19 protein-coding genes and 1 tRNA gene are annotated in these 23,969 nt (G+C 42.3%); 3 read left to right on the top strand and 17 right to left on the bottom strand.

Going from position 1 to position 23,969, the window contains the following annotated elements:
• Window positions 1–51: 51 nt before the first annotated feature.
• From FD05_RS00500 to yycF, 5 genes are read right to left on the bottom strand one after another with little or no spacing between them, the layout of a single operon-like run.
• Entirely contained in the window at window positions 52–855 is an 804-nt protein-coding gene (locus FD05_RS00500) for an MBL fold metallo-hydrolase (RefSeq protein ID WP_020281457.1), read from the bottom strand.
• Window positions 856–875: 20 nt separating this feature from the next.
• A complete protein-coding gene (locus FD05_RS00495) occupies window positions 876–1,706 on the bottom strand; it encodes a two-component system regulatory protein YycI (RefSeq protein ID WP_020281456.1) in 831 nt (276 codons plus the stop codon).
• A 16-nt stretch (window positions 1,707–1,722) separates the two neighbouring features.
• Window positions 1,723–3,021 (bottom strand): YycH family regulatory protein, encoded by a 1,299-nt coding sequence (locus tag FD05_RS00490; protein WP_039933030.1) that lies wholly within the window; start codon window positions 3,019–3,021, stop codon window positions 1,723–1,725.
• Window positions 3,011–4,864 carry a cell wall metabolism sensor histidine kinase WalK gene (gene walK, locus FD05_RS00485; RefSeq protein WP_039933028.1) on the bottom strand — a complete coding sequence of 618 codons (1,854 nt, stop codon included), beginning with the start codon at window positions 4,862–4,864 and terminating at the stop codon, window positions 3,011–3,013. Before walK ends, FD05_RS00490 begins: the two co-directional genes overlap by 11 nt.
• Before the next feature lie 38 nt (window positions 4,865–4,902).
• Window positions 4,903–5,619, bottom strand: a complete 717-nt coding sequence (gene yycF / locus FD05_RS00480; RefSeq protein WP_020281452.1) for a response regulator YycF — start codon at window positions 5,617–5,619, stop codon at window positions 4,903–4,905.
• 277 nt (window positions 5,620–5,896) lie between these two features.
• On the opposite strand from yycF, the gene FD05_RS00475 reads away from it, so the two are divergent.
• Window positions 5,897–5,969: transfer RNA gene (locus FD05_RS00475), tRNA-Lys, on the top strand.
• Between the two features lie 151 nt (window positions 5,970–6,120).
• Here FD05_RS00475 and dnaB read toward each other — a convergent pair.
• The 4 genes from dnaB to FD05_RS00455 all read right to left on the bottom strand — a co-directional run bounded on the left by dnaB (window position 6,121) and on the right by FD05_RS00455 (window position 12,132).
• A complete protein-coding gene (gene dnaB / locus FD05_RS00470; RefSeq protein ID WP_020281451.1) occupies window positions 6,121–7,506 on the bottom strand; it encodes a replicative DNA helicase in 1,386 nt (461 codons plus the stop codon).
• Between the two features lie 274 nt (window positions 7,507–7,780).
• The gene (gene rplI, locus FD05_RS00465; protein ID WP_020281450.1) at window positions 7,781–8,233 is read right to left on the bottom strand and encodes a 50S ribosomal protein L9; all 453 of its coding nucleotides are present in this window, start codon (window positions 8,231–8,233) and stop codon (window positions 7,781–7,783) included.
• A 39-nt stretch (window positions 8,234–8,272) separates the two neighbouring features.
• A complete protein-coding gene (locus tag FD05_RS00460; protein ID WP_191980526.1) occupies window positions 8,273–10,285 on the bottom strand; it encodes a DHH family phosphoesterase in 2,013 nt (670 codons plus the stop codon).
• 455 nt (window positions 10,286–10,740) lie between these two features.
• On the bottom strand, window positions 10,741–12,132 hold the full coding sequence (locus tag FD05_RS00455) for an amino acid permease (protein ID WP_020281448.1): 1,392 nt from the start codon (window positions 12,130–12,132) through the stop codon (window positions 10,741–10,743).
• Window positions 12,133–12,766: 634 nt separating this feature from the next.
• On the opposite strand from FD05_RS00455, the gene nhaC reads away from it, so the two are divergent.
• On the top strand, window positions 12,767–14,182 hold the full coding sequence (gene nhaC, locus FD05_RS00450) for a Na+/H+ antiporter NhaC (RefSeq protein WP_020281447.1): 1,416 nt from the start codon (window positions 12,767–12,769) through the stop codon (window positions 14,180–14,182).
• Between the two features lie 101 nt (window positions 14,183–14,283).
• On the opposite strand, the gene rpsR is transcribed toward nhaC, so the two are convergent.
• From rpsR to rpsF, 3 genes are read right to left on the bottom strand one after another with little or no spacing between them, the layout of a single operon-like run.
• Window positions 14,284–14,523, bottom strand: coding sequence for a 30S ribosomal protein S18 (gene rpsR / locus FD05_RS00445; RefSeq protein WP_020281446.1), 240 nt, complete (start codon window positions 14,521–14,523; stop codon window positions 14,284–14,286).
• 36 nt (window positions 14,524–14,559) lie between these two features.
• On the bottom strand, window positions 14,560–15,120 hold the full coding sequence (gene ssb, locus FD05_RS00440; protein WP_020281445.1) for a single-stranded DNA-binding protein: 561 nt from the start codon (window positions 15,118–15,120) through the stop codon (window positions 14,560–14,562).
• A gap of 34 nt (window positions 15,121–15,154) precedes the next feature.
• A complete protein-coding gene (rpsF, locus tag FD05_RS00435) occupies window positions 15,155–15,451 on the bottom strand; it encodes a 30S ribosomal protein S6 (RefSeq protein ID WP_020281444.1) in 297 nt (98 codons plus the stop codon).
• Window positions 15,452–15,852: 401 nt separating this feature from the next.
• Between rpsF and FD05_RS00430 the strand changes: the two genes are divergently transcribed.
• Window positions 15,853–16,044, top strand: a complete 192-nt coding sequence (locus tag FD05_RS00430; RefSeq protein ID WP_020281443.1) for a hypothetical protein — start codon at window positions 15,853–15,855, stop codon at window positions 16,042–16,044.
• A 194-nt stretch (window positions 16,045–16,238) separates the two neighbouring features.
• Here the strand turns inward: FD05_RS00430 and FD05_RS00425 are convergent, their stop codons facing one another.
• The 5 genes from FD05_RS00425 to yaaA form a co-directional block, all read right to left on the bottom strand.
• Window positions 16,239–17,348 carry a lactate oxidase gene (locus FD05_RS00425; RefSeq protein WP_020281442.1) on the bottom strand — a complete coding sequence of 370 codons (1,110 nt, stop codon included), beginning with the start codon at window positions 17,346–17,348 and terminating at the stop codon, window positions 16,239–16,241.
• 216 nt (window positions 17,349–17,564) lie between these two features.
• A complete protein-coding gene (gyrA, locus tag FD05_RS00420) occupies window positions 17,565–20,138 on the bottom strand; it encodes a DNA gyrase subunit A (RefSeq protein ID WP_039933025.1) in 2,574 nt (857 codons plus the stop codon).
• Between the two features lie 220 nt (window positions 20,139–20,358).
• Window positions 20,359–22,302, bottom strand: a complete 1,944-nt coding sequence (gene gyrB, locus FD05_RS00415) for a DNA topoisomerase (ATP-hydrolyzing) subunit B (RefSeq protein WP_020281440.1) — start codon at window positions 22,300–22,302, stop codon at window positions 20,359–20,361.
• A 15-nt stretch (window positions 22,303–22,317) separates the two neighbouring features.
• The gene (recF, locus tag FD05_RS00410; protein WP_020281439.1) at window positions 22,318–23,436 is read right to left on the bottom strand and encodes a DNA replication/repair protein RecF; all 1,119 of its coding nucleotides are present in this window, start codon (window positions 23,434–23,436) and stop codon (window positions 22,318–22,320) included.
• Window positions 23,433–23,675, bottom strand: a complete 243-nt coding sequence (gene yaaA / locus FD05_RS00405; protein WP_020281438.1) for a S4 domain-containing protein YaaA — start codon at window positions 23,673–23,675, stop codon at window positions 23,433–23,435. Before yaaA ends, recF begins: the two co-directional genes overlap by 4 nt.
• Window positions 23,676–23,969 lie beyond the last annotated feature (294 nt).

Raw genomic sequence — 23,969 nt, 5'->3', positions numbered from 1 at the left:
TTTTTTCATGACGAAAGTGTGTTTAAAAGTTTAGAAATATCTAAAGAGTCTTTAAATAATCATTAAAGGTGACGCGTGGTCCTGGGAGGTATCGTACAGTTTGAAATCTTCTCCAACACCCATATCGTGGTCTTCCAAGATAGAAGCAACCGTCAAATGTGCCAAGGTCTTCATATTATTATGAACACTTCGGTGACCCAGGAAGACTTTCTTCGTCCGATGGCCAATAACGTCCAACATGGCATTGGCGCCATCTTCATTGGACAAATGGCCTTGATCGCCCAAAATTCGTTTCTTAGTCAGCCAAGGATAATCCCCGTTTTCCAACATTTCAATATCGTGATTACATTCCAACAGATAACCGTCGGCGTCTTTAATGACGCCTTCCATTCGATCCGAAACATAACCGGTATCGGTCAGGATAACAAAGGACTTGTTGTTATGATGAAAGACATAGAACTGTGGCTCGGCAGCATCATGGGATACTGAAAAGCTTTCAACGTCAATATCACCCATGTCCATGACACTATCTGGTGCAATAATGTTCTTTTGATCATCAGCCACTTTGCCGATTCTAGGCGCCATCGCATTCCAAGTGCCTTCATTGGCATAAACTTGGATACCGTATTTGCGTGCCAAAACCCCAGCACTCAATCGGTGATCAGAATGCTCGTGGGTCACAAAAAGTGAATCAACGTCGCTGAGATCACGACCGATCGATTGCATCAGCGCTTCAATTTTCTTACCACTTAAACCGGCATCGCACAAAATCTTGTGATCCGGTGTTTCAATGTAAGTCACGTTGCCGCCACTTCCACTGGCAAGGATACTGATTTTCATGTCATCATTATTCATAACGGTTCTTCTTCCTAACTTTAATTCATTGATGAGGGATTATTCTTCAAATTCTCGTCGGTTTCCTTGATGATGCCACCGGTAAACGCGTTAATCCGCTTCAACTGAATCTGAGTCGAGTTTTGCGGTCTGATCGCGATAATCCAGGTTGGGATAAAGACGCGATCACCATCAATTGATAATAACTTCGTATATCCCAGGTTTGTCCAGGCAACCGTCGTGTTATTGGGAATTTCATTATATTGATACAGCCAAATCAATGCCCGAGTTTCCGAAATAGTTTCCGAGCTTTCGCGCAGGCTCTTAATCCCCTGTAAATATGACTGGGTATAACTGACAATTTGATGATTCGAATTTAAAGTAAATCTGATTTGGGCCTCAGAGGAATAGATCGAACTCCCCATCGCCTTTTGATTGTATACGATATTGCGGCTGGTTGAAAGGTTTTTGCTGTAAACGTATTGATCGCCGAACAAGACAAACGTTGAATCCGTTAACAGCTTATCAATCGACTTCCGTGGATTGTTCTTATCAACCGTAATCGGAGTTTTGAGTTCACTTTCCAGCTCATGGCCCACAAATTGGGGAGTCTGGTTGGCAAGTTGACCCATCTGGTTACGTAAAACATCGCTTTGTTCACCGGAGATATAGTAGGCATTTTCATTCTTCTTAGATAAATTGCCGACTTTGATCTGGTCATTGCGCATTTCTTTGACGATCACGGAATCCGAATCTCCTTGAGAGACGTTGTCGGCCTGCATATCCATGTTCTTCTTGAACATCCCAAACAGGAAAATGTCGATCGCGATAAAGGTCACCAAAAAGATGATCTCAATTCTTCGAAAGTTCACCAGGCTCCCTCCTTTCCTAATATTGGTTCATAAGTGACGTGTAACTGCGCCATTTATTGTTGTAATAAACGTACCAGTCCGGATTCAAATCAATCAACAATGGTGAGGTTGAATCCTTCTTCCAAGTGTAACCCAAACGGACCTTTTGCAAGTCTTTCAGCTTATAACCATGATTCTCCAGCCGTTTCAACATTGTTTCAGTTGATGGCAGAGAAACATAACCTTTATTACTTGGAAGTGGCACTTCCGGATTATCCAATGAAAATAGTATCCGTTGCGCACTGGAATTCATTGTTCGAGTAGAAACAGTACCAAATCCGTTAGTTCTAAAGATTGGGAACCCTTCTACATAAGTTCGATACGTAACAGTTCGATTGTTGTCATCATAACTGAAGAAACGAACGTTATCCATTGGCAATCCCAGTTTAGTGAGATTCTTATACGAATCGTTGATCGTGGCCGTCAAATTACGCCGGTTATGATTGGGCCGGAAGTCGGAAAATTCAGCCATTCGGTTCTTGGAATTAAACGTTAACTGCAGAGAGCTTTGATCACCATAAATCGTCATGTTCTTTCGGCGCTTGACGTTGATGCTGGTTGAATCTTGTGTGTTTAACAACCGGCTGACGTAATAGTCGTCTGATTGACGATCGATCAAATATTTGTATGGCTGCATCTGCACTGCAGTCGTAACATATACAATTGGTTTATTATTTAACAGTTTAAAACTGGCAGGCTGCGTCCGCATGTCCATCTTCAAGACCTTATTCAAGGACTTGAGACTGTGCTTTTTAACATCTACTTCGTATACCGTGAAATTCTTATCATATAAAAGGTATAGCTTAGTGGAATTATTAGTCGGCAGCACAATCCGATTAATTTTGTAATTCGGTAATTTACGGAAACGATTTTTGACAATTGCGTTCAGAGCTCGCATTGAAACGGTATCTGAATAGTTCAGCATAATCGAATCGGTCTGGTTGGCAATCCGGAAATAGTCGGTTCGCGAATTTTTGCTCAAGGTCTTAATCTTTGGATCCTTGTAGTTATGCATGGTCTTCTTAACTTCAGTTACCGTGTTGACTAACTTGTTCACCAAGATCTGCTGACTGCCGTCCGCATTGGTATGAATAGCCTGAACGGGTGAATAAACGTACCGTTTAGGCTTAATCATCTGCTGCGTCTGGGGCGTTTGAGACGTTTGTTTATTGGTCCGATAGTTGGCTGGATTGGTCCAGAGAACAACCGAGAGCGTTAGACTGACAACCACCGCAATGGTGAGTGCAAGTGGTATTAAGTATTTACTAAACCTCATCCCACAAGTCCTCCTCTTCTACCGGTTCATATGGCAGGGCAATATAGAACGTTGATCCTTTGCCTTCCACACTCTCGGCCCAAATTTGGCCATGCAAAGCTTCGACGGTTTCCTTTGAAATCGCCAATCCTAATCCACTACCACCTTGTTGCCGAGAACGTGCCTTGTCAACTCGGTAGAACCGATCAAAGATATGAGGAATATCCTTTCGTGGAATTCCCAAACCTTGGTCACTGACACTCAAAATGACCTTATTTCTGGTCTCGTAGAGCCGGCAGGTAATCACGCCGCCATCCGGTGAATATTTGATCGCGTTATTCATCAAGTTATCCAAAACTTGAGTGAAACGGTCGGTATCCAAATCGACCCACAGATCACGTTTGGTAAAGTAGCGCTTGATCGTATAAGTCTTTTCTGGATGGTCCTCTTTTTTGAGAATCATATCGAAGCGGTTCAAGACATAGTTGAACAATTCATTGATATTGACCAATTCGACTTCCATCTTCTGAGTCCCGGAATCCATCCGTGACAATGTCAGCAGATCATTGATCATTCGAATCATTCGGTCAGTTTCATCCTGAGTCACTTTTAAGAACTTCGGTGCCAACTTGGGATCCTTCCAAGCACCGTCAGATAAAGCTTCGATGTATGAACGGACACTGGTTAACGGCGTTCTTAATTCATGAGAAACGTTGGAAACGAATTGCTTCCGGTCTTGGTCAATTCGCTGCTGTTCGGTGATATCACGGAGCACACAAACCAACCCACTAATAAAGCCGGATTCCCGCTGAATTAGTGAAAAATGGGCGTGCAAAACAAGACTGTGATCTTCGCTTGAAAAATCAAGAATCAATTCATCCGGTTTTTCCAGCAAATCACGCAGACTGTAATCTTTACGAATATCTAAAACATCCAGAATTGACTTACCCATGGCCTGATTTTCATCGAGGTCCAGGAAGCTGGCCGCTGTTTCATTAATAATAATGACGTTTCCACGACGATCGGTAGCCAACACACCATCGGTCATGTTTGCGAGAACTGAATCCAGCCGGCGTCGTTCAGACTCGGTTGACTCATGGGACTCTTCAACCCTGACAGACAGGTTATTAACCGCACTGGCAAGTTGACCCAGCTCATCGTTTCCATACACATGAACTTGGCCGGAATAGTCCCCACGGGCAATTCTGATGGTCTGTTTCTTCATTTCTTCAATTGGTCGCGTAATCGCTCGAGAAATCACGATCGAGATTAATAACCCCAATATAATAGCAATCGACGCGGCAAACAGATAGATCAGCGTAATGCTGTTAATGCTGTCATAGACGCTATCGAGGTTCGCCCGAGTGTAGACCACCCCGACGACCGTACTATTATTATTGGAGCTCTTAATCAACGGCGAGATCATCGTGTAATAACGCGCACCCGTTGATGAATCATAGGTTGTTTTTTCAAACTTCTTGCCATTGTAGATTGCGTTTTTCACGTTATCATCAGTGGTTTTTTGGCCAACAATCGCCTGGTTATTAATCTGATTGGTTCCACGAATGGTTCCCTTATTATCGATAACCTGAATTTGAGCGGTATTGCCACTGTCGGAATCGTTTAGAATCGTCTTGATCCGACCATTGGCTTTGGTTTCATTGGATTGTGACAGCTGCGTAGTCAATGAATTAGTGACATATGTCTGCAGCTGAATTTGGTTTTTAAAAGTCGCCAAATTTTGGTGCTCCAACTGCCGCACGAAGACCGCACCAACAATTTCCAGCGTTACCAAGAGAATCAGGGCGAAAACCAGCGCTATCTTAAATTTGATTGATTGGTAAAACTTAATTCGATTATTCACAACCGGTTAATACCCCTTATGCATTGATTTCATTGAGATTAAGCTTGATCACTATCTGGGTTGCGTAGGTAATAACCTACTCCACGGCGAGTAACCAGCCAGGTTGGGTGACTTGGGCTGTCTTCGACTTTTTCGCGCAATCGACGGACAGTCACATCAACGGTTCTGACGTCACCAAAATAATCATAGCCCCAAACTGTTTGGAGCAAATGTTCACGGGTCATCACTTGACCAATATGTTGTGCCAAATAATGAAGCAATTCAAATTCACGGTGAGTTAATTCAATGTTTTCACCACGTTTGGAAACCGAGTAAGCTTCTGGATGAATAACCAAATCACCGATTTTAATGTCTTTATTTTCGTCTTCTTCGTTATTGTTGTTACTGTTGGATCCCTGACGGCGTAAGTTTGCTTTCACCCGGGCAACCAGTTCACGGTTTGAAAACGGCTTGGTCACATAATCATCCGCACCGAGTTCCAGTCCAAGAACTTTATCCAATTCAGAATCCTTGGCAGTTACCATAATGATTGGAGTATCCTTGGTTTTGCGCACTTCACGAGCGACTTCCAAGCCATCGACTTTGGGTAACATCAGATCTAGGATAATCAGATCCGGATCAACGTCCTTGACTTGTTGTAATGCTTCTTCGCCATCATAAGCTACAGAAACTTCGTAGCCTTCTTTAGTTAAATTAAATTTTTCAATGTCGACGATCGGTTTTTCGTCGTCTACAACTAATATCTTTTTTGCCATTAACAATTTCTCCTAACATGGATTTTAATATTGTTATTTTCTAAAAATTTGCACACGCCAACATGTTGCTATTATAACACAGACCCATATTGGTCAAATAAAGGCGAATGAAGACCCGCATAGCTTACAAATTGTTTCAAACGACGTGAATGAATTTTTCAGAAAATGGCTTCGTGTTCACTATACCAATTCCAATTAATTTTTATCTCAAAATATCCACTTTTCCGTGTTGCAAATATTTTGCGCATATGCTATTATATTTAAGTCGGTTAGTAATGGGCAGTTAGCTCAGTTGGTAGAGCAACGGACTCTTAATCCGTGGGTCCAGGGTTCGAGCCCCTGACTGCCCATCAATTACATACCATTAAATAACGATCACGCAGCTACTTGTAGCCGTGGTTGTTATTTTTTTATCCAAAAACAGAAAAGCTGTCCGCGGCATCCCTCGATTAGGATGTGGCAGACAGCTTTTTTATGATTTTATATTGCTTAAGATAAACATTACTGTTGCTGTGCATACGAAATCGACGAGAACTTATTATACGACTTCACGAACAGCAATTTAACCGTTCCCCGAGGACCCGATCGGTTCTTTTCAATAATGACTTCAACTTCACCGACGTTATTTTCGTCGTCTTCACCCTCGGAGCCGGAATCATCGCTGTCGTCATCATCTTCATCCCGATAATAATCATCACGGTAAAGAAAGGCAACGATATCGGCATCCTGTTCGATTGAACCGGACTCACGGATATCTGACAAGACTGGTCGTTTATCCTGACGCTGCTCAACTCCACGAGAAAGCTGGGATAGCGCAATGACAGGCACATGGAGTTCTTTGGCCAATTTCTTTAACTGACGTGAAATTCCGGAAACTTCCTGTTGCCGGTTTTCGGCATTGCTGCCTTCAATCAGCTGCAGGTAATCGACAACCACTAAACCCAAGTTGCCGGTTTCTTTAGCTAAACGACGACATTTAGCACGGATTTCAGACATCTTGATACCAGCCGTATCGTCCATGTAGATGTTGGCCCGGGATAAACTACCCATGGCGACAACCAAATTCTGCCATTCGTCTTCGGTTAACTGACCGGTCCGCAAATGGTTGGCATCAATGCTACCTTCCGCACACAGCATCCGGTTAACCAGAGATTCGGCACTCATTTCCAAACTGAAAATGGCCACTGTTTTGTCGGTCTTGGTACCCACATTTTGCGCCAAGTTCAACGCAAAGGCCGTTTTACCAACGGCTGGTCGGGCAGCCAAGATAATTAATTCATCGCTGTGCAGACCAGTGGTGATCTTATCCAGTTCAGGATACCCTGTCGAAAGACCGGTTACGGCATCCCCTTCTTGAGACAAACGATCGATCTCGTTGAAGGCATTGTTCAAGACTTCTTTGATTGGCTTAAATCCAGACATCGTTCGGTTCTCAGCCACGTTCATGATGTCTCGTTCAGCGTCGTCCAAGACCGTTGTCACGTCATCATCAGTATTGTAACTACTGGTAACGATGTTGGTCGCAGTTTGGATCAGGCGCCTTAAAATGGCCTTGTCCTTGACGATTTTGGCATAGTAGGTAACATTGGCAGCGGTCGGCACAGAACCGGCCAGATCGGCAATATATTCCATTCCACCGACGTCTTCCAAGTTCTTTTGTTCAGTTAAAATATTGGTTATCGTCACAACATCAATCGCTTCATCGCGGTCGTTTAACTCAACCATATCTTTATAGATGATCTGGTGAGAATGCTTGTAGAAGTCGTCCGGCTCCAAGAACTCCATGGACTCCACCAAAGCGTCAGTGCTCAGGAAAATTGATCCCAAGACCGCCTTTTCCGCGTCGATATTTTGTGGTGGTAACTCGTTTACAAACTCATTGCTCATGTTTATTCCTCAAATTCGTTCACATTAAAATACAATACATAAATTGTAGCACACAACTATATATAAATCTGATTAGGTTTGATGAGAAAAAGACTCCCCACAAGCACCGTGCTTTGTGGTGAGTCTAGTGTTAGATAATTACTGTTATCTACTCAAACGTGTTCCGACGCAATTGAGGCTAACTTCTAAGGGAGCTTTGATTAAAGTCCCAAAACAAGGGACTTCAACCAAAGCTCCCTTAGAAACCGCCTCACCCATTGCTCGTCACACTCTATTATTTTTCCGAAACATGTACCCGAATTGTTGCAGTAACCTCAGTGTGCAGCTTAACCGGCACGTTGGTATATCCAGCAACTTTAATTGGCTCAGGTAATTCAATCTTGCGCTTATCAATCTTAACACCATACTGTTTTTCCAGTGCGGTGGCAATTTGCTTGCTTGGGATTGAACCAAAGAGACGGCCGTCAGTTCCAGACTTCGCCTTAAGCTCAACGACAGTCTTGTCATCTTCGAGCTTTGCTTTCAACTGTTTGGATTCTTCAAGCTCTTCTTCTTCGCGTTTCTCTTCGGCTTTTTGTTGACCCTTGAGTTGGCTCATGGCGGCTTTGGATGCGGCCTTTGCCTTTCCATTTTTAATCAGAAAGTTTTGAGCATAGCCGTCAGGAACTTCTTTAACTTCCCCGCGTTTACCTTTACCACGGACATTTTCTAGAAAAATTACTTTCATAACAGATCACTCCTACTATCCTCAAAAATTTAAATACCTTTATTCATTATCATCGATATTCTTGATCGTTTCAAGCAGCATTTTTTTCACATCGGCAATCGTCTTGTCGGAAACCTGAGTAGCACCACTGGATAAGTGACCACCACCGCCCATTTGTTCCATAATGACTTGGACGTTGACAGTACCAGTACTTCGAGCGGAGACGCCAATTTGACCGTCGGATCGTTTGGTAATGATGAATGATGCATCGACCCCAGACATTGTCAGCAGTGAATCACAGGCTTGAGCCGCAGTGACTGGATCGTATACCTGATCTTCTTCGCCGACAATCAAAGCCATATTCTTGTGGAAAAATTCGACTTTGGAGATTAAGTGGTTGCGTTGCAGGTAACTATCGATATTTTCTTTCATAAACTGCTGCATCTCATCGGAATCGGCACCCGCTGATCTCAAGTAACTGGCAGCGTCAAAGGTTCTGGTACCGGTTCGCATTGAGAAGCGCTGGGTATCAATAAAGATCCCAGTTAACATCGCAGTTGCTTCAATTCGGTTGATTGGTTCTTCTTCATGAGGCTGATATTCAAACATTTCGGTAATCAGCTCACAAGTTGATGATGCATAGGGTTCGATGTAGACCAACATTGGGTTTTCGGGGAACTCTTCACCACGCCTGTGATGATCAATGATGACCACTTTGGCCGACATCCGTTTATACAAATCTTCAGAAATACTAATCGATGGCTTGGAATGATCCACCATGATTAACATACTACTATCAGTTGCTTTGGAAATGGCTTCAGACGGGGTGATGATTGAATCGGCAATTTCTGGATATTTCTTGGTTGCTTCCAGTAAACGCTGGATATCCGAGTGAACCTTTTCCTTATCAAGGACGATCCAGCACTTTTTATTGTTCATTTGGGCAATTCGCCGGATACCCAAGCAGGCACCCAATGAATCCATGTCGGGTCGCGTATGACCTTGAACAAAGACTTGATCTGAAGCACTCATCAATTCATTCAAGGCTTGAGAAATCATCCGAGCCCGAACCCGGGTCCGCTTCTCCATTGGGTTGGTCTTACCACCATAGAATCGGGCAGTGCCATCCAATGATTTAACAACAACTTGGTCACCACCACGACCCAAGGCTAAATCAAGGTTACTTTGGGCTTGATCTGCCAAATTATTCAAGTCATCTTCGCCATAAGCGATTCCGATACTCAAGGTCAGTGGGAAGTTTTGCTTGGAAGTTGTCTCACGGACAGTGTCCAAAATGTTGAATTTGTCATTTTCGATCGCTGTCAGCGACTTGGAGTAAGCCAGCAGGAAGAAATGATCGTCATCAATCTGCTTAAGATACATCCCGTATTTCTGTGACCAAGTGGCCAACTCGTTGGTGACATAATTACTCAGATTGGAAATTTCCTGGTCGGTCATCGACTGGGTGATTTCGTCATAGTTATCCAAGAAAATCTGGCCAACGGAAATCTGTTCTTCGTTGTACCGTTCCTCGAGATTTGCGTAGCGAGTGATGTCCATCAGGTAAACGGAGTTGTATTCCTTTTGGATCAGCATGGTAAATTTGTGATCGCGCCACGTGATCGTATGGAACTCATCTGATTCGGCGTACTTAGTGATCAACTGCTGGAGATCATGATCAATATCGTCGATCTTTCGGCCCAGTAAATTTTCATCCTTAAAGTACTTCACCATATAGGGGTTTGCCCACTCTACCAAATCATCGTCATTTAAAATCATGACCCCAATCGGCATTTCCAGGAGCGATTCCTGTTCGCCACGGTGGATTCGATACGATAAGTCGGTAATATAACGGTTAGTATCCGAGCTGATTTCGTTCATCATCACGATGGTGAAAATCAGACCAATGACACTGATCACGATTAGAATGAGGGAAGCCACGATGTTATATAAAAATGAAATAACGATGCCATAAATCACGATTAACGAGATAAAAATCATGATTCTCCTGAGGCGTCGGTTATGAACAAATGGTGGCAATTCACCACTGTTGTTTGTAAACCAATTTTTCATGTTAATTCCTCTTCATCAATAGCTTAATGGTCTTATTTTACCATAAATCCGGGCTCCTTTTATTCATGCGACTGTTTGTGGTTATTAACATCTCAATTTATATCGTTTAAAAATCAAATATTGCGCTTTGGCTGTCAGTTTTTCGCTTGGCTCCGCCTGCCATAGTGGCCCGGATTTCGAGCCTGTAGTCTCGAAATACCGGGGTGCTGTAATCGCTGCTTTCAGCCGCTCAACAGCACTTTCACTATGACTGGCAATGCCAAGCGAAAAACTTTATTGGGTGGGAATGATAACTTTGGAATACTAAATGGTATTAAATGGCCTGGGGAATTCTTGAACAGATGGCACTAAAATGGACTAGAAAAATTCCCGCCAATCGTTTGACGGGAATTCTTGAATTTATTTTATTGGAGGAAACAGATCTTTAGTTTTATTCTACTTGGGTTTTCATAATTCTATTGATCTGTGTCGGGAACCAATTTTCGTTGATGAAGATACGTTACACCACCGAAGACTGCGGTCCAGATGATGGCACCAACTGCGCCAATGATATCTTCTGGAACGAAGAACAATGATCCAAAGATGACCACGAAGAACGCGATCGTCAGTGGGCTCATAATTTTGTATGCGGGCATTAGAAACCCATTTGGCAGGAAGTCAGCAGATTGACGATACTTTCTGTGGGCCAGCATTGCCAATGTATAAACGATAATATACATATCGCTGGAAATCCCAGTTACAATGGTAAATACTGACGCTAAGCCATTCGTTAAACTAATCAGTGGCGTTATGAGGACCAGGGCAGCCGAGAAGATAATAGCTGGGGCTGGAACACCATTTTTGGAAATTTTGGCAAACGTTTTTCGCATCCAGCTGTCTTCCGGAACTTCTGTAGCCAACTGATAGAAATGTCGGCCGGCAGAGAAAATACAACTGTTTAACGATGAGGCTGCAGAGGTCAAAACAACGAAGTTAATAACCGCCGCTGCAGCTGGGAGTCCTGCTAATTTCAATACCTGAACGAAAGGACTGCTATTAGGCGTAATTGATGACCAAGGGATGATTCCCATGATAACCGTCAACGCACCTATATAGAAGATTAAAATTCGAATCAGTGTTTCATTAACAGCCTTTTTGATAACTGTTTGTGGGTTTTTAGCCTCACCAATTGTGATACTAACAAATTCAATTCCCATAAAAGCGAAGAAAACCATTGGGAATGCGGCAATAAAGTTCACACCACCATGAGGGAATAATTGAAAATTGCTAAAAAGATTACTAATTGTGGCATGGCCAACCGGAGTGACGGTATGGCGGAACATCATGAAAATTCCTGTGAAAATCAAGGCTAAAATCGCAATTATTTTGATCATGGCAAACCAGAATTCTGCTTCACCGAACAATCGTGCAGCAATTAAGTTAACGCTGGCTAGAATTGCCAGGAACACGACTTCAATAATCCAAGCCGGAATCGAGGGGAACCAGAATTTGACATATGTGGCAGTCGCACTGAGCTCAGCCATACAAACGAATACCAAACCGATCCAGTACGTCCAGCCGGTAAAGTGGCCAACCGTCGGACCTAAGTAACGGGAAATAAATGACACAAATGTATGCTGGGACGGATCGGAGTAAAACATTTCACCGATTCCACGCATCATGAAGAAGAAAAAGAGTCCGAGGACTAAATAGATCAGCATTACTGATGGACCAGTCTTACTGATGGTACTCCCAGATCCCAGGAACAACCCAGTACCAATCGTTCCACCAATCGCGATCATCTGAACGTGACGGTTACTTAAAGCTCGCATGGTTCCATCTTGGTTCTCTTGAATTTTTGACTTCATAGGCATCCTCCTAAATAAGAGCAACATAAGAATTAGATTAAAAGGTTCTAATGAGAATGCATTTATATTATCACAAAACAGACTTTGATGTTAGGTTTGGTTACATTTCGTTGTTTAAAAAGGTGAAAATAAGATTTTTTTGGATATTATTAGGCGAAAACGGAATATTTGTTTAGATTATTTAGAATAATGACTATTTTTTGGATCATTACACTAATGTCCGACAGGATCGGAACAAAGAAAACATTTCTTGCAATTAATCTCATCAAGTTTTATACTCATTCTAATAATTAAAGTCGAATTACATGAAGTAGTTCCTTATCTGGGCGTCAGGAAGTTGGTGGTTGCTGCGAACCAATCAGGGTAAGGTCACGAAATACCGTAATATTACGACAATGGTCAATAACTAGAATCCATTATCTTCTAGTGAGCGGTGTATTTTTGATACACAAGTTGGGTGGTACCACGGTAAAAATCGTCCCTATTGCATTTAGATGCAGTAGGGACGATTTTTTTATTGACTTAAGGGGGATTTAACATGAAAAGAACAACGAATGGCGGCCTGCCACGATATTATGGTCAACTGAATTTAATATAGAAACTAAAAATTTGAAAATAAAAAGAGGTTGGCATCATGAGAAATAGTAAAGTTAGTTTGAGAGAATCAATTTTGGTCTTAGTTATTGCTTTAGCAATTATGGGAACCGGCGTTATCGGCCTGGGATTATCGCCACAAGTTCCAGTATTATTAGCCATTACCGTCACCATTTTCTGGGCAAAAATCACTGGATTTAGTTGGGATGAAATTAATGCCGGCATCAAAGATGGTATTGATAAAGGTATTATTCCCATTGTGATCTTCATTTTAATTGGGGCGATGATCAGTACCTGGATCGCCGCTGGAACGATTCCAACTCTGATGGTTATCGGTTTTAAAGCCATCAGTGCCCAATGGTTCCTACCCACTGTCTTTCTGGTATGTTCATTAGTTGGTGCCGCAGTTGGTAGTTGTTTCACAGTTGTCTCCACCGTCGGGATTGCCTTCTTTGGCATCGGAGTAACGATGAGCTTCAACCCAGCACTAGTTGCCGGCGCAATTATTTCAGGCGGGGTCTTCGGCGACAAGTGTTCACCACTTTCTGAAACCAATAACTTAGCAGCAGCGGTCGTTGATACCGATTTGTTTGATCATATGAAAACAATTCTTTGGTCAACCATTCCCGCCGCAACGATTTCGACCGTCGCTTTCGCTGTTCTGGGTATGGGACATAACCACGCCGATATGAACAAAATCAATACCACGGTTGCGGCATTGAACAGCGACTTTCATATTTCAATTGTGGCGTTAATTCCGATTATTTTAGTGTTTGTCTGTGCCGGTTTCAAAATGGCAGCTATTCCTACAATGCTCCTAAACATCTTTGTTTCAGCTGGGATGATGTTTGTGAACAATCCTGGTTTGAATGTCACCAAAGCCAGCACAATTATCACCAATGGCTTTATTGCCAAGACTTCCAACAGCGAAGTTAACCTATTACTTTCTAGAGGTGGGATCGTCAGCATGATGCCCACGGTTGCCTTGATTGTTTTGACGTTATCTCTTGGTGGTTTATTAGTCCATTTTGGCCTTATCAGCGCGATCATGTCACCATTGGCTACCAGGTTGAATAACCCGGCTAAATTGGTTACAGCTGCTTTAGGAGCCTGCATTGGGGTCAATATCTTCGTTGGTGAACAATTCCTGTCAATCATCTTACCAGGACGGGCATTCAAAAAGACCTTCAATAATGGTAGCCTTGCCAGTCGTGCCCTTGGTCGGGTTCTCGAAGATGGCGGAACTGTTTTGAACTACCTGGTTCCTTGGGGCGTTGGTGGTGTCTTCATCGCCAACACACTGGGAGTTCCTACTATTCAATACCTGCCATTTGTCTTTTTCAGTCTCCTTTGCCCAGTCTTCTCATTGTTGAGTGGATTCACCGGAATTGGTTTGAAGAAATTAGGTCCAGATCAACCAGTTCAAAATGCCAAAGCTGTTACTGGTGAAAATTAAATTATGTAGAATAAGTCGTCTTCCTTATATTAATTTAGGAAGGCGACTTTTTTAGACAGCAAAAAAGCCATCCCTAAAAGGATGACTTCGATAAATCATTATTAGTCGGCAGAAACGAAAGGCATCAAGCCCATGATCCGTGCACGTTTAATAGCAATTGTTAAGCTACGTTGGTTCTTTGCGCTAGTTCCAGTAACACGACGTGGAAGAATCTTTCCACGTTCTGAAACAAATCGCTTCAATAAATCGATATCTTTGTAGTCGATGTATTCGATGTGATTTGCAGCAATAAAATCAACTTTACGACGACGACGACCGCCGCCACGTCTTTGAAATGCCATAGTTTTTCCTCCTCGAAAATTTACTTTACCAATTCATTAGAATGGTAAATCATCATCGGAAATGTCAATCGAATCCCCGGAATTAGCGAACGGATCATTGGGATTACTGTTCCCACTGTTGCCATTATTTCCACCATTGTTGTTGGTAGGTTTACTACCGGCATTATTGTTGGAATTACCGCCATTACCAGGATTTGAATTATTATCAAATGGATTGGCATTGCCGTTATTTTGTTGAGGAGCGCCATTTTGCTGACCGTTTGAGTTGTTCCTTGCAGAACGGGGCTCAAGCAGGGCAAAATTCTCTACTACAACTTCGGTCACATAAACACGTTGTCCCTGTGCGTTTTCATAATTTCTGGTCTGAATACGACCATCAATTCCAACAAGAGAACCTTTATGAACGAAGTTGGCAAAGTTTTCAGCGGATTTACGCCAGATTACGCAGTTAATGAAATCAGCCTCTCGTTCCCCCTGTTGATTGGTAAATTGCCGATCAACGGCAAGTGAGAACGAACCGACAGCGGTTCCGCTTTGAGTGTATCGTAAATCAACATCGCGGGTTAGGCGACCCGTAAGAACTGCACGATTAAGCATGCTGAATTTGCTCCTCTCATATTAGAATCAATTATTAGTCGTCACGAACAACGATCATATGACGTAAGATATCGCCATTGATTTTTGAAAGACGATCAAATTCGTTGAGTGATGTGTCTGAATCAGTAGTTAAAGTAACAATATGATATGTTCCTTCGTTGAAGCCACCGATTTCGTAAGCAAAACGACGCTTTGACCAGTCTTTTGAACTTAAAACCTTAGCACCATTGTCAGTCAAGATCTTGTCGAATCGTTCGATCAATGCAGATTTTGCAGATTCTTCAATATCAGGACGGATGATGTAAGTAATTTCGTATTTCTTTTCTTCCATGATTTGCACCTCCTTGTGGACTTATGGCCCTCTTCCCGAGAGCAAGGAGAGTTTCTGTTTTTACCCAGATACTCACAATATAAAATAATACCACGTGTGGACCTAAATATCAATTGCCTAATGATGATTCACGATACACTTATTATATACGATGGAAATCGTCAGGATTATTTTTTCTGGTAAAAGTTTTTTGCCAATGAATTAAATAATTCCTTAATAATTTGGTAGCCCTTGCTGCATCAGCGTTTGAACAACTTTTGCAATAAAGAGGTCCCTTAGTCGCTTGACTCTTCCCAATTAGGCAGTACACTAGTATCAATTCCAAATATATTAGGCAGATTGGAAACGCTTTTCTGCACGTGTCCCATGACTTAAACAAAAATAAAGAAACGAGGAATTCAATGACACTTTTAATTTTAACCATCGTTGGGCTTTCAGCATTCTACTACTTCAGAAGTTCCCAATCAAATAACCATTCAAATCGTTATCAAAACAGCCAGGATCCTCACGCTTACGCATATGCGCGCAATGAACATCCAGAAATTTTGGATAAGGGTCAAACAACTGGTCGACCACGAAAAAATATTAACTAATTAAAATCAGCTTCAAAAAAACGGTGTCCCTCAACAAATGAGGAACACCGTTTTTTAACATATTTTTGGGGAAAAGAACACGGGGAATGTTCTAATACTGTGCAGCACTCATGGGTATCCTCTAAGGCTAATTCCCATCACGAGAGCAGAAACAATTCTGTAGAGGATATCCAAGATAGGAAGTTGCACCCAGATTAATATTTAATGTTTAAGAGATCAGTCTTCTTAACATCATCAATGGTCTTTGTTCCAGCCAATTGCATGATGGTCTTTAATTCATCACCGAGATGTTCAAAAACTGCTTGAACACCTTCAGCACCACCAAGAGCCAAACCATAAATAACTGGACGGCCCATAGCAACCAAATCGGCACCTGAAGCGAGTGCTTTAAAGGCATCTGATCCACGACGAACCCCGGAATCAAAGATAATTGGTACACGGCCGTTAACGGCTTTAGCAACATCTTCCAAAACATCAAATGATGCTGGACCACCGTTTAATTGACGGCCACCATGGTTAGATACATAGACACCAGCAGCACCGGCACCAATTGCGTAAAGGGCGTCTTCTGGTGATTCGATTCCTTTAACAATAACTGGTAAATCAGTGTAGTCAGCAATCTTCTTGACGTCGTCTGGTCCAATCTTTTGGGCAGCGGCAGCGTAAATTTCACCGATTCCCTTACCTTTTCCATCGCCTTCACTGAACTTAGTCAGGTTAGCCATTGGAATTGGGAATTGGAAGTTATTCTTGATGTCGTCTTCACGATAACCATCAACTGTGGCATCAACTGTCAAAATAATGCCCTTAACGCCAGCCTTTTTAGCTTCGTCAAGTAATGAATAGTTAAAGTCCCAGTCTTTACTCATATAAAGTTGGAAAAACTGAGGTGCTCCGTTACCAGCTGCAGCAGTATCAGCAATTGAGACTGATGAGTAGGTACTTTGTGCCATCAAACCACCGACAGCAGCAACACCCTTAGCAGTATCTTTTTCACCTTGTGAGTGAGCCAAACCTTGAGCAGCCGTTGGGGCCATCATAATCGGAGTCTTCAATGGAATGCCAAACACGTTAGTATCCAGTTGAGGGTCTTCAATATTGCTCAAAGCACGAGGAACAATCTGCTTGTGAGTGAATGCTTGACGGTTTGCTTTTAAAGTCCAGTTGTTTTCTGAACCGCCAGCAATATAACCAAAACCGCCAGTTGGAATAATTTGCTTAGCTCTTTCTTCGAGCTCTTCCAAGTTTAAAATATTAATTTTTTCTTCGTTATCGTTTTGTTTGTAACCATTAACAACAGTCATGAATTAACAACCTCCAGGTAATTGTTTTGTTTTTTTATTCTTAACAAAAGTGTATCACTTACGAAAAGTAAGTCAAAGAATTCGCTCACTTTTTTCATGACAATTTTCATAATTCATTCACGCGAAAATCAATCTGGATTGTTTCACGTGAAACGAAATCAAAAAACCGGCATGAGCTAAGAGCTCACACCGGTTCATTAATTCAATGTTAAGTTTTTATTCATTATCTGAATTAGAATCTTGATCGGTACCTTGGTCAGAATTATCAGAAGCTTGACCTGCATCAGATTGGTCATCCTTTGCCTGATCATCATCTGAATCATCCTGCTTTTCAACCTTAGCCATGGTTGCCACTTTGGCGTCATCTGTCATTCTGATCAGATGAACACCCAGTGTTGCCCGGCCAGTCTGAGAAACATCCTCAACACTGAATCGAATCATCACACCTTGATCGGTAATCAGCATGATATCCTCTTCACCGGTGACTGTCGTTAATCCGGCAAGCGGCCCATTCTTTTCAGTAATATTGGCAGTCTTGATACCTTTACCACCACGACCCTTGATTGGATATTCAGCAGCTGGGGTACGTTTACCATAACCATTTTCAGAAATGATAAAGACTTCGCTGTCAGATTTCAAGATGTCAGAGCCAACGACATAATCGTTTTCACGAAGGCGAATTCCGCGAACACCTGTAGCTGAACGTCCCATTGAGCGAACATCGGCAGCGTTAAAGCTGACCGCGTAGCCACGATGAGTGCCGATAATGATGTTTTGATCTTTGTCAGCGATTAACACGTTGCTGACCTGATCGTCATCCTTGAGGTTAATGGCTTTGAGACCATTGCTACGAATATTAGCGAAATCCGAAACCGGCGTCCGCTTAACCGTTCCCATCAAAGTGACGAAGAAAAGATCTTTTTCAATATCTTTGTTCTTATCTGAAACATTAATGACAGCTTGAATCTTCTCGTCATTATTAATGTTTAACAGGTTGATCACAGGAATTCCCTTGGCGGAACGGCCGTATTCAGGAATTTCGTAACCCTTCATCCGGTAGACTTTACCGGCATCAGTGAAGAACAACAGCACGTCATGAGTTGAAGTTGAAACTAGATGTTCCACAAAATCATCGTTATGAACACCCATTCCTTGGACACCACGACCGCCACGGTTTTGCGCCTTAAACTCTGAAGTAGGCAGACGTTTGATATAACCATTATGGGTTAATGAAATAATGACGTCTTCTTCTTCGATCAGGTCTTCATCCTCAAGACTGAGAACTTCACCAACTAACAATTCAGTTCGACGTGGGTCACCAAATTTGTTTTGGATTTCCAGTAATTCTTGATAAATGATTTCATTAACCCGTTCACGGCTGGCAAGAATCGCTTTGTATTCTTCAATGTCCTTCATCAATTGATTGTATTCTTTATCAATCTTTTCGCGTTCCAAACCGGTCAAACGAACCAGACGCATATCCAAGATCGCTTGGGCTTGTTTGTCATCAAGACCGAAGCCTTCAATCAATTGGTTTTTGGCAACGTCACCAGTCTGTGACCCACGGATGATCTTGATGATTTCATCAATATGATCCAGGGCAATCCGCAATCCTTCGAGAATATGGGCTCTTGCTTGAGCCTTGTTTAACTCGTATTTGGTCCGTCGTTGAATAACTTCAACTTGGTGCTCCAAGTAGTAGTTCAAAATTTCTTTCAAACTCAAAATCTTAGGAGTCCCTTTGACGATGGCCAACATGTTGAAACTAAACGAGGTCTGCATCAAGGTTAATTTGTACAAGTTATTCAAGATAACTTCTGCACTTGCATCCCTGCGAACATCAATCACAACCCGCATTCCTTCACGGTCGGATTCATCGTTGATATCGGTAATTCCTTCGATTCGCTTATCACGAGCGAGTTCGGCAATTCGTTCAATCAACTTGGCTTTGTTAACCATGTATGGTAATTCAGTGGCAATAATCCGTTGCTTGCCGCCGGCTTCACCTTCAATTTCAACTTTAGCACGGACAATAATCGTTCCTTTACCAGTCTCATAGGCTTTCCGAATACCGGATTTACCCATGACAACCCCACCAGTTGGAAAATCAGGTCCTGGCAAAACTTCCATCAAATCTGCAGTTGTTGCATCAGGATTCTTCATCAAAACATGAATCGCACTGATTACTTCAGCCAAATTGTGAGGCGGAATGTTAGTTGCCATACCAACAGCGATTCCTGACGCTCCGTTAACAAGTAAATTGGGGAATCGTGATGGCAGAACGGTTGGTTCCCGCTCCGTACCATCATAGTTGGGTTGGAAATCGATGGTATCTTTGTTGATATCACGCAGCATTTCCATGGCAATCTTGCTTAAACGAGCTTCGGTATAACGCATCGCAGCAGCGCCATCACCGTCAACTGATCCAAAGTTTCCGTGACCGTCAACTAACATGTAACGGTAACTGAAGTCTTGGGCCATTCGAACCATTGACTCGTACACAGCCGTATCGCCATGGGGATGGTACTTACCTAAAACATCTCCAACAATTCTGGCTGACTTTTTATAAGGTTTGTCAGGTGTAACACCCAGTTCATGCATATCATACAAAATACGACGGTGAACTGGTTTTAAACCATCACGGACATCAGGCAGCGCACGGGCAACGATAACACTCATGGCGTAGTCAAGAAATGAAGTTCGCATTTTTTTAGATAGATCAACGTTGGTGACTCGACCAGCAATTGGTTCATCATGGTTATCTTTATTCGCCAAATTATTTACCTCCATTCATGGGTTTGGGTGGTATGTTTCATGTGAAACATTTTATGATTTTTGTTATTTTTAGATTGGTTTTTTGTACCGTCATTCTACCTAGTGGAAACGTGTTTCGACGACCCTGACCCCTACTGTGTAAGCCAAAAATTTAAACGATGAACAAAAACCATTCATCATTTAAATTTCCGGCTTACACTCCGGGGCCAACCCGGGTCTCGTCACACTCTGGGTTTTACACATCCAAATTCTCCACAAACGTTGCGTTATCCTCAATAAATTCACGACGCGGTTCCACCTTATCGCCCATTAACATTGAGAAGACCTTATCTGCTTCGGCTGCATCTGATGACTCAACTCTCAGCAAATGGCGGTTTTCTGGATTCATTGTGGTATCCCACAATTGTTCAGCATCCATTTCACCTAAACCTTTGTATCGCTGAATCACAGGTTTTGGTGATGGCTGCAACGTTCCCAGGAAGGAACTCAAGTCATCATCGGAATCGATGTATCGAGACATTTTTCCTTGGCGGACCTGATACAACGGTGGTTGGGCAACGTAAACAAAGCCGGCGTCAATCAATGGACGCATGTAACGATAAATCAATGTCAGCAGCAATGTCTGAATATGCGCACCATCAACATCGGCATCTGTCATGATAATCAGTTTGTGGTAATTGATCTTGGATAAATCAAAGTCTTCACCAAATCCGGTTCCCATGGCAGTGAATAGTGAACGAATTTCTTCGTTGGCTAAAATCCGATCCATGCTGGCTTTTTCAACGTTCAAAATTTTCCCACGAATTGGCAGGATGGCTTGCGTTAAACGTGATCGGCCTTGCTTTGCTGAACCACCGGCAGAATCACCCTCGACAATGAATAATTCAGAAATCTTAGGATCTTTACTGGTATTATCAGCCAATTTGCCAGGCAGATTACTGATCTCCAAGCCACTCTTTTTCCGAGTAACTTCACGGGCACGTTTAGCTGCAGAACGCGCCTTGGAGGCTAACATCCCTCGGTCAACAATTTTCCGGGCCATCTTAGGATTTTCCATCAGGAATTTCGTAAAATGATCACTAAAAATTCGATCAGTAACAGTCCGAGCATCGGAGTTACCTAATTTGGTCTTAGTCTGACCTTCAAATTGAGGATCCGGATGCTTGATGCTGACAACCGCAGTGGTTCCTTCACGGACATCCTCACCGGAAAGGTTCGGCTCATTGTCCTTCAAGAGTTTGTTCTTGCGGGCATAATCGTTAATTACCCGGGTTAAGGCTCGCTTGAAGCCTTCCTCATGGGTACCACCTTCATAAGTATGGATATTATTAGTGAAGGTCATTAATGTATTGTGATAATCGTTTGTATATTGAATAGCGACTTCAACAGTAATGCCATTCATGACGCCTTCAACATAAATTGGCTCATCTAACAAAGTGTCTTTGCCGTTATCGAGGTATTCAACGTAATGTTTAATACCACCTTCATACATGAAATCTTGTTCAGTTGGCTTTTCCGGACGGAGATCGCGGATGACAATTCGTAACCCTTTGTTCAAGAATGCCAATTCACGCAAACGGGCAGTCAATATTTTGATGTCATAGGTTGTCGTTTCACGGAAAATATCTGGATCTGGCAGGAAATGAACCTTGGTTCCATGAAGATCGTCAGATACTTCGCGGACAACTTTCATCTTGGTCTTTACATGACCGCGGCTGAAGTCCATATAGTAAACTTTACCATCACGGGTAACTTCAACATCCAGTTCGGACGACAGGGCGTTAACAACTGACGCACCAACACCATGCAGACCACCGGAAACTTTGTATCCGCCGCCACCAAATTTACCACCGGCATGAAGAATCGTGAAAACTGTTTCCAAAGCGGGCTTCCCGGTCTTCTTCTGAATATCGACAGGGATTCCTCGACCATCATCGGTGACAGTAACACTATTGTCTTTTTCAACAGTAACGGTGATTTTGCTGGCAAATCCAGCTAATGCTTCATCAATTCCGTTATCGACAATTTCCCATACCAAATGGTGGAGTCCTTGTGAACTAGTGGTTCCGATGTACATACCGGGACGTTTACGAACAGCTTCCAGTCCTTCAAGAACTTGAATTTGGCTCGCATCATATTCGTGAGCTAATTCTTTTTTAGTTTCTTTTTCGTCAGCCATTTTGATTCTCCTTCGCTATTTTTCCATTGTCACATTACCTTCACTAATCCGAAAAATCCGGGGATTGGTTAGTAACTCCTGCTGAACACCACTCAAACTGGTAGTGGTCAGAAATGTTTGAACTTTATCCTGAATTGCAGTTAATAAATGAGTTTGCCTAAAATCATCAAGTTCAGAGAGCACGTCATCCAATAAAAGAATCGGGTACTCATCTGTCTGTTCCTTCATCAGGTCAATTTCAGCGAGCTTAACTGAAAGTGCGGTGGTTCGTTGTTGGCCTTGGGATCCAAACGATTGAACTTCTTTGCCATTGATCACAAAATGCAAATCATCACGTTGTGGGCCAATTAGTGTAGTTGACCGCAAAATCTCTTTGTCTTTGATCTTGGCAAAATGCTTCAATAAACTTTGATAAATTAATTCCACTGAACCAAGTTGGTCAGCCTCAACCGTGGTGCGATAGTCGAATGCCAACTTTTCTTTTCCTTGTGAAATCTCAGAATGAACATTCTGGGCAAACTTCTCCAGCTTTTTAAGTAACTGGAGTCTTTGATAAATAATTTCTGCACCGTACGCCGACAACTGATCGGATAAGACATCCAAGTACACCCGATCTTTCTGCCGTTTATAATGCAAATCTTTCAAATATCGATTACGCTGTTTTAATATTTTTTTGTATTGGGTGGAATTGTACAAATACCGGTTACTCATCTGGGCAAATTCCATATCCATGAATCGGCGGCGAACTTGTGGGGCTCCTTTGACGATTGATAAATCTTCGGGCGCGAACAAAATCACATTCAACTGCCCAATGTACGTGGACAACTTCGCCTGCTCCAAATGATTAACCTTCGCTCGTTTTCCTTTGGGACCCAGATCCAACTCAATGGGAACAGTTCCCAGACGTTTTTGAAGGCGACCCTTAATTTGAGCAGTCTGGCTTTGCCAATTGATCAATTCTTTTTCATTATTGGTCCGATGACTGCGCGTGAGTGCTAAAACATAGATTGCTTCAAGTAAATTTGTCTTACCCTGGGCATTTTCACCAAGAAAAACATTGATGCCATCGGAAAATTTGAGCGTTTGATCAACATAATTACGAAAATTATGAAGTTCAATTTCCGTTAACTTCATTCATTTCCCTGCTTTGAGTGAATAAAAAATAAGCCAACATCTAGAACTTCAACGTGATCACCGTCATACAGCTTCCGACCACGGCGATTGTCAGGTTCGTCATTGACATTAACTGTCGTTTCTCTTAAAAACCATTTGGCTTGGCCACCGCTGGCAATGATTGATTCTTCTTTGAGCATCTGTCCAAGAGTGATATATGGCGTATCAATAAAAACATCTTTTTTCACAATTTCACCCACCTTTTTACTTACTTCATTATACCTCTTTGTTTACTAAAAGTACACGTCAATGACGATTCTCGGGCATTTTGAGCCGTTTTACAGATTTTTGATATTTTTGCATTAAATTAGCGAAACTTGCTAAAAAGTCCGTATATGAGCTTCTAACGAATTATCAACGTATTTTTTGATAGCCAAACAGTTTGTAAATGGGTGACTGATTTTGGTGAACAAATGAATTATAATTTGTGTTTTTTTGCACTTGAATTTACACTTTAAGTGCAACACTAATTAAATAAAGAATGGCCCATGGCC

Origin of the sequence: Lentilactobacillus otakiensis DSM 19908 = JCM 15040, assembly GCF_001434145.1 — a bacterium.
In the GTDB taxonomy this organism is placed as follows: Bacteria; Bacillota; Bacilli; order Lactobacillales; family Lactobacillaceae; genus Lentilactobacillus; species Lentilactobacillus otakiensis.
This window is presented reverse-complemented; position numbering and strand designations above follow the sequence as displayed.

Bases quoted from the DNA above. Each gene is read 5' to 3' on its own strand.
- FD05_RS00500 (WP_020281457.1), bottom strand. From the start codon at position 855: ATGAATAATGATGACATGAAAATCAGTATCCTTGCCAGTGGAAGTGGC.
- FD05_RS00490 (WP_039933030.1), bottom strand. From the start codon at position 3,021: ATGAGGTTTAGTAAATACTTAATACCACTTGCACTCACCATTGCGGTG.
- yycF (WP_020281452.1), bottom strand. From the start codon at position 5,619: ATGGCAAAAAAGATATTAGTTGTAGACGACGAAAAACCGATCGTCGAC.
- dnaB (WP_020281451.1), bottom strand. From the start codon at position 7,506: ATGAGCAATGAGTTTGTAAACGAGTTACCACCACAAAATATCGACGCG.
- rplI (WP_020281450.1), bottom strand. From the start codon at position 8,233: ATGAAAGTAATTTTTCTAGAAAATGTCCGTGGTAAAGGTAAACGCGGG.
- FD05_RS00460 (WP_191980526.1), bottom strand. From the start codon at position 10,285: ATGAAAAATTGGTTTACAAACAACAGTGGTGAATTGCCACCATTTGTT.
- FD05_RS00455 (WP_020281448.1), bottom strand. From the start codon at position 12,132: ATGAAGTCAAAAATTCAAGAGAACCAAGATGGAACCATGCGAGCTTTA.
- nhaC (WP_020281447.1), top strand. From the start codon at position 12,767: ATGAGAAATAGTAAAGTTAGTTTGAGAGAATCAATTTTGGTCTTAGTT.
- rpsR (WP_020281446.1), bottom strand. From the start codon at position 14,523: ATGGCATTTCAAAGACGTGGCGGCGGTCGTCGTCGTCGTAAAGTTGAT.
- ssb (WP_020281445.1), bottom strand. From the start codon at position 15,120: ATGCTTAATCGTGCAGTTCTTACGGGTCGCCTAACCCGCGATGTTGAT.
- rpsF (WP_020281444.1), bottom strand. From the start codon at position 15,451: ATGGAAGAAAAGAAATACGAAATTACTTACATCATCCGTCCTGATATT.
- FD05_RS00430 (WP_020281443.1), top strand. From the start codon at position 15,853: ATGACACTTTTAATTTTAACCATCGTTGGGCTTTCAGCATTCTACTAC.
- FD05_RS00425 (WP_020281442.1), bottom strand. From the start codon at position 17,348: ATGACTGTTGTTAATGGTTACAAACAAAACGATAACGAAGAAAAAATT.
- gyrA (WP_039933025.1), bottom strand. From the start codon at position 20,138: ATGGAGGTAAATAATTTGGCGAATAAAGATAACCATGATGAACCAATT.
- gyrB (WP_020281440.1), bottom strand. From the start codon at position 22,302: ATGGCTGACGAAAAAGAAACTAAAAAAGAATTAGCTCACGAATATGAT.
- recF (WP_020281439.1), bottom strand. From the start codon at position 23,436: ATGAAGTTAACGGAAATTGAACTTCATAATTTTCGTAATTATGTTGAT.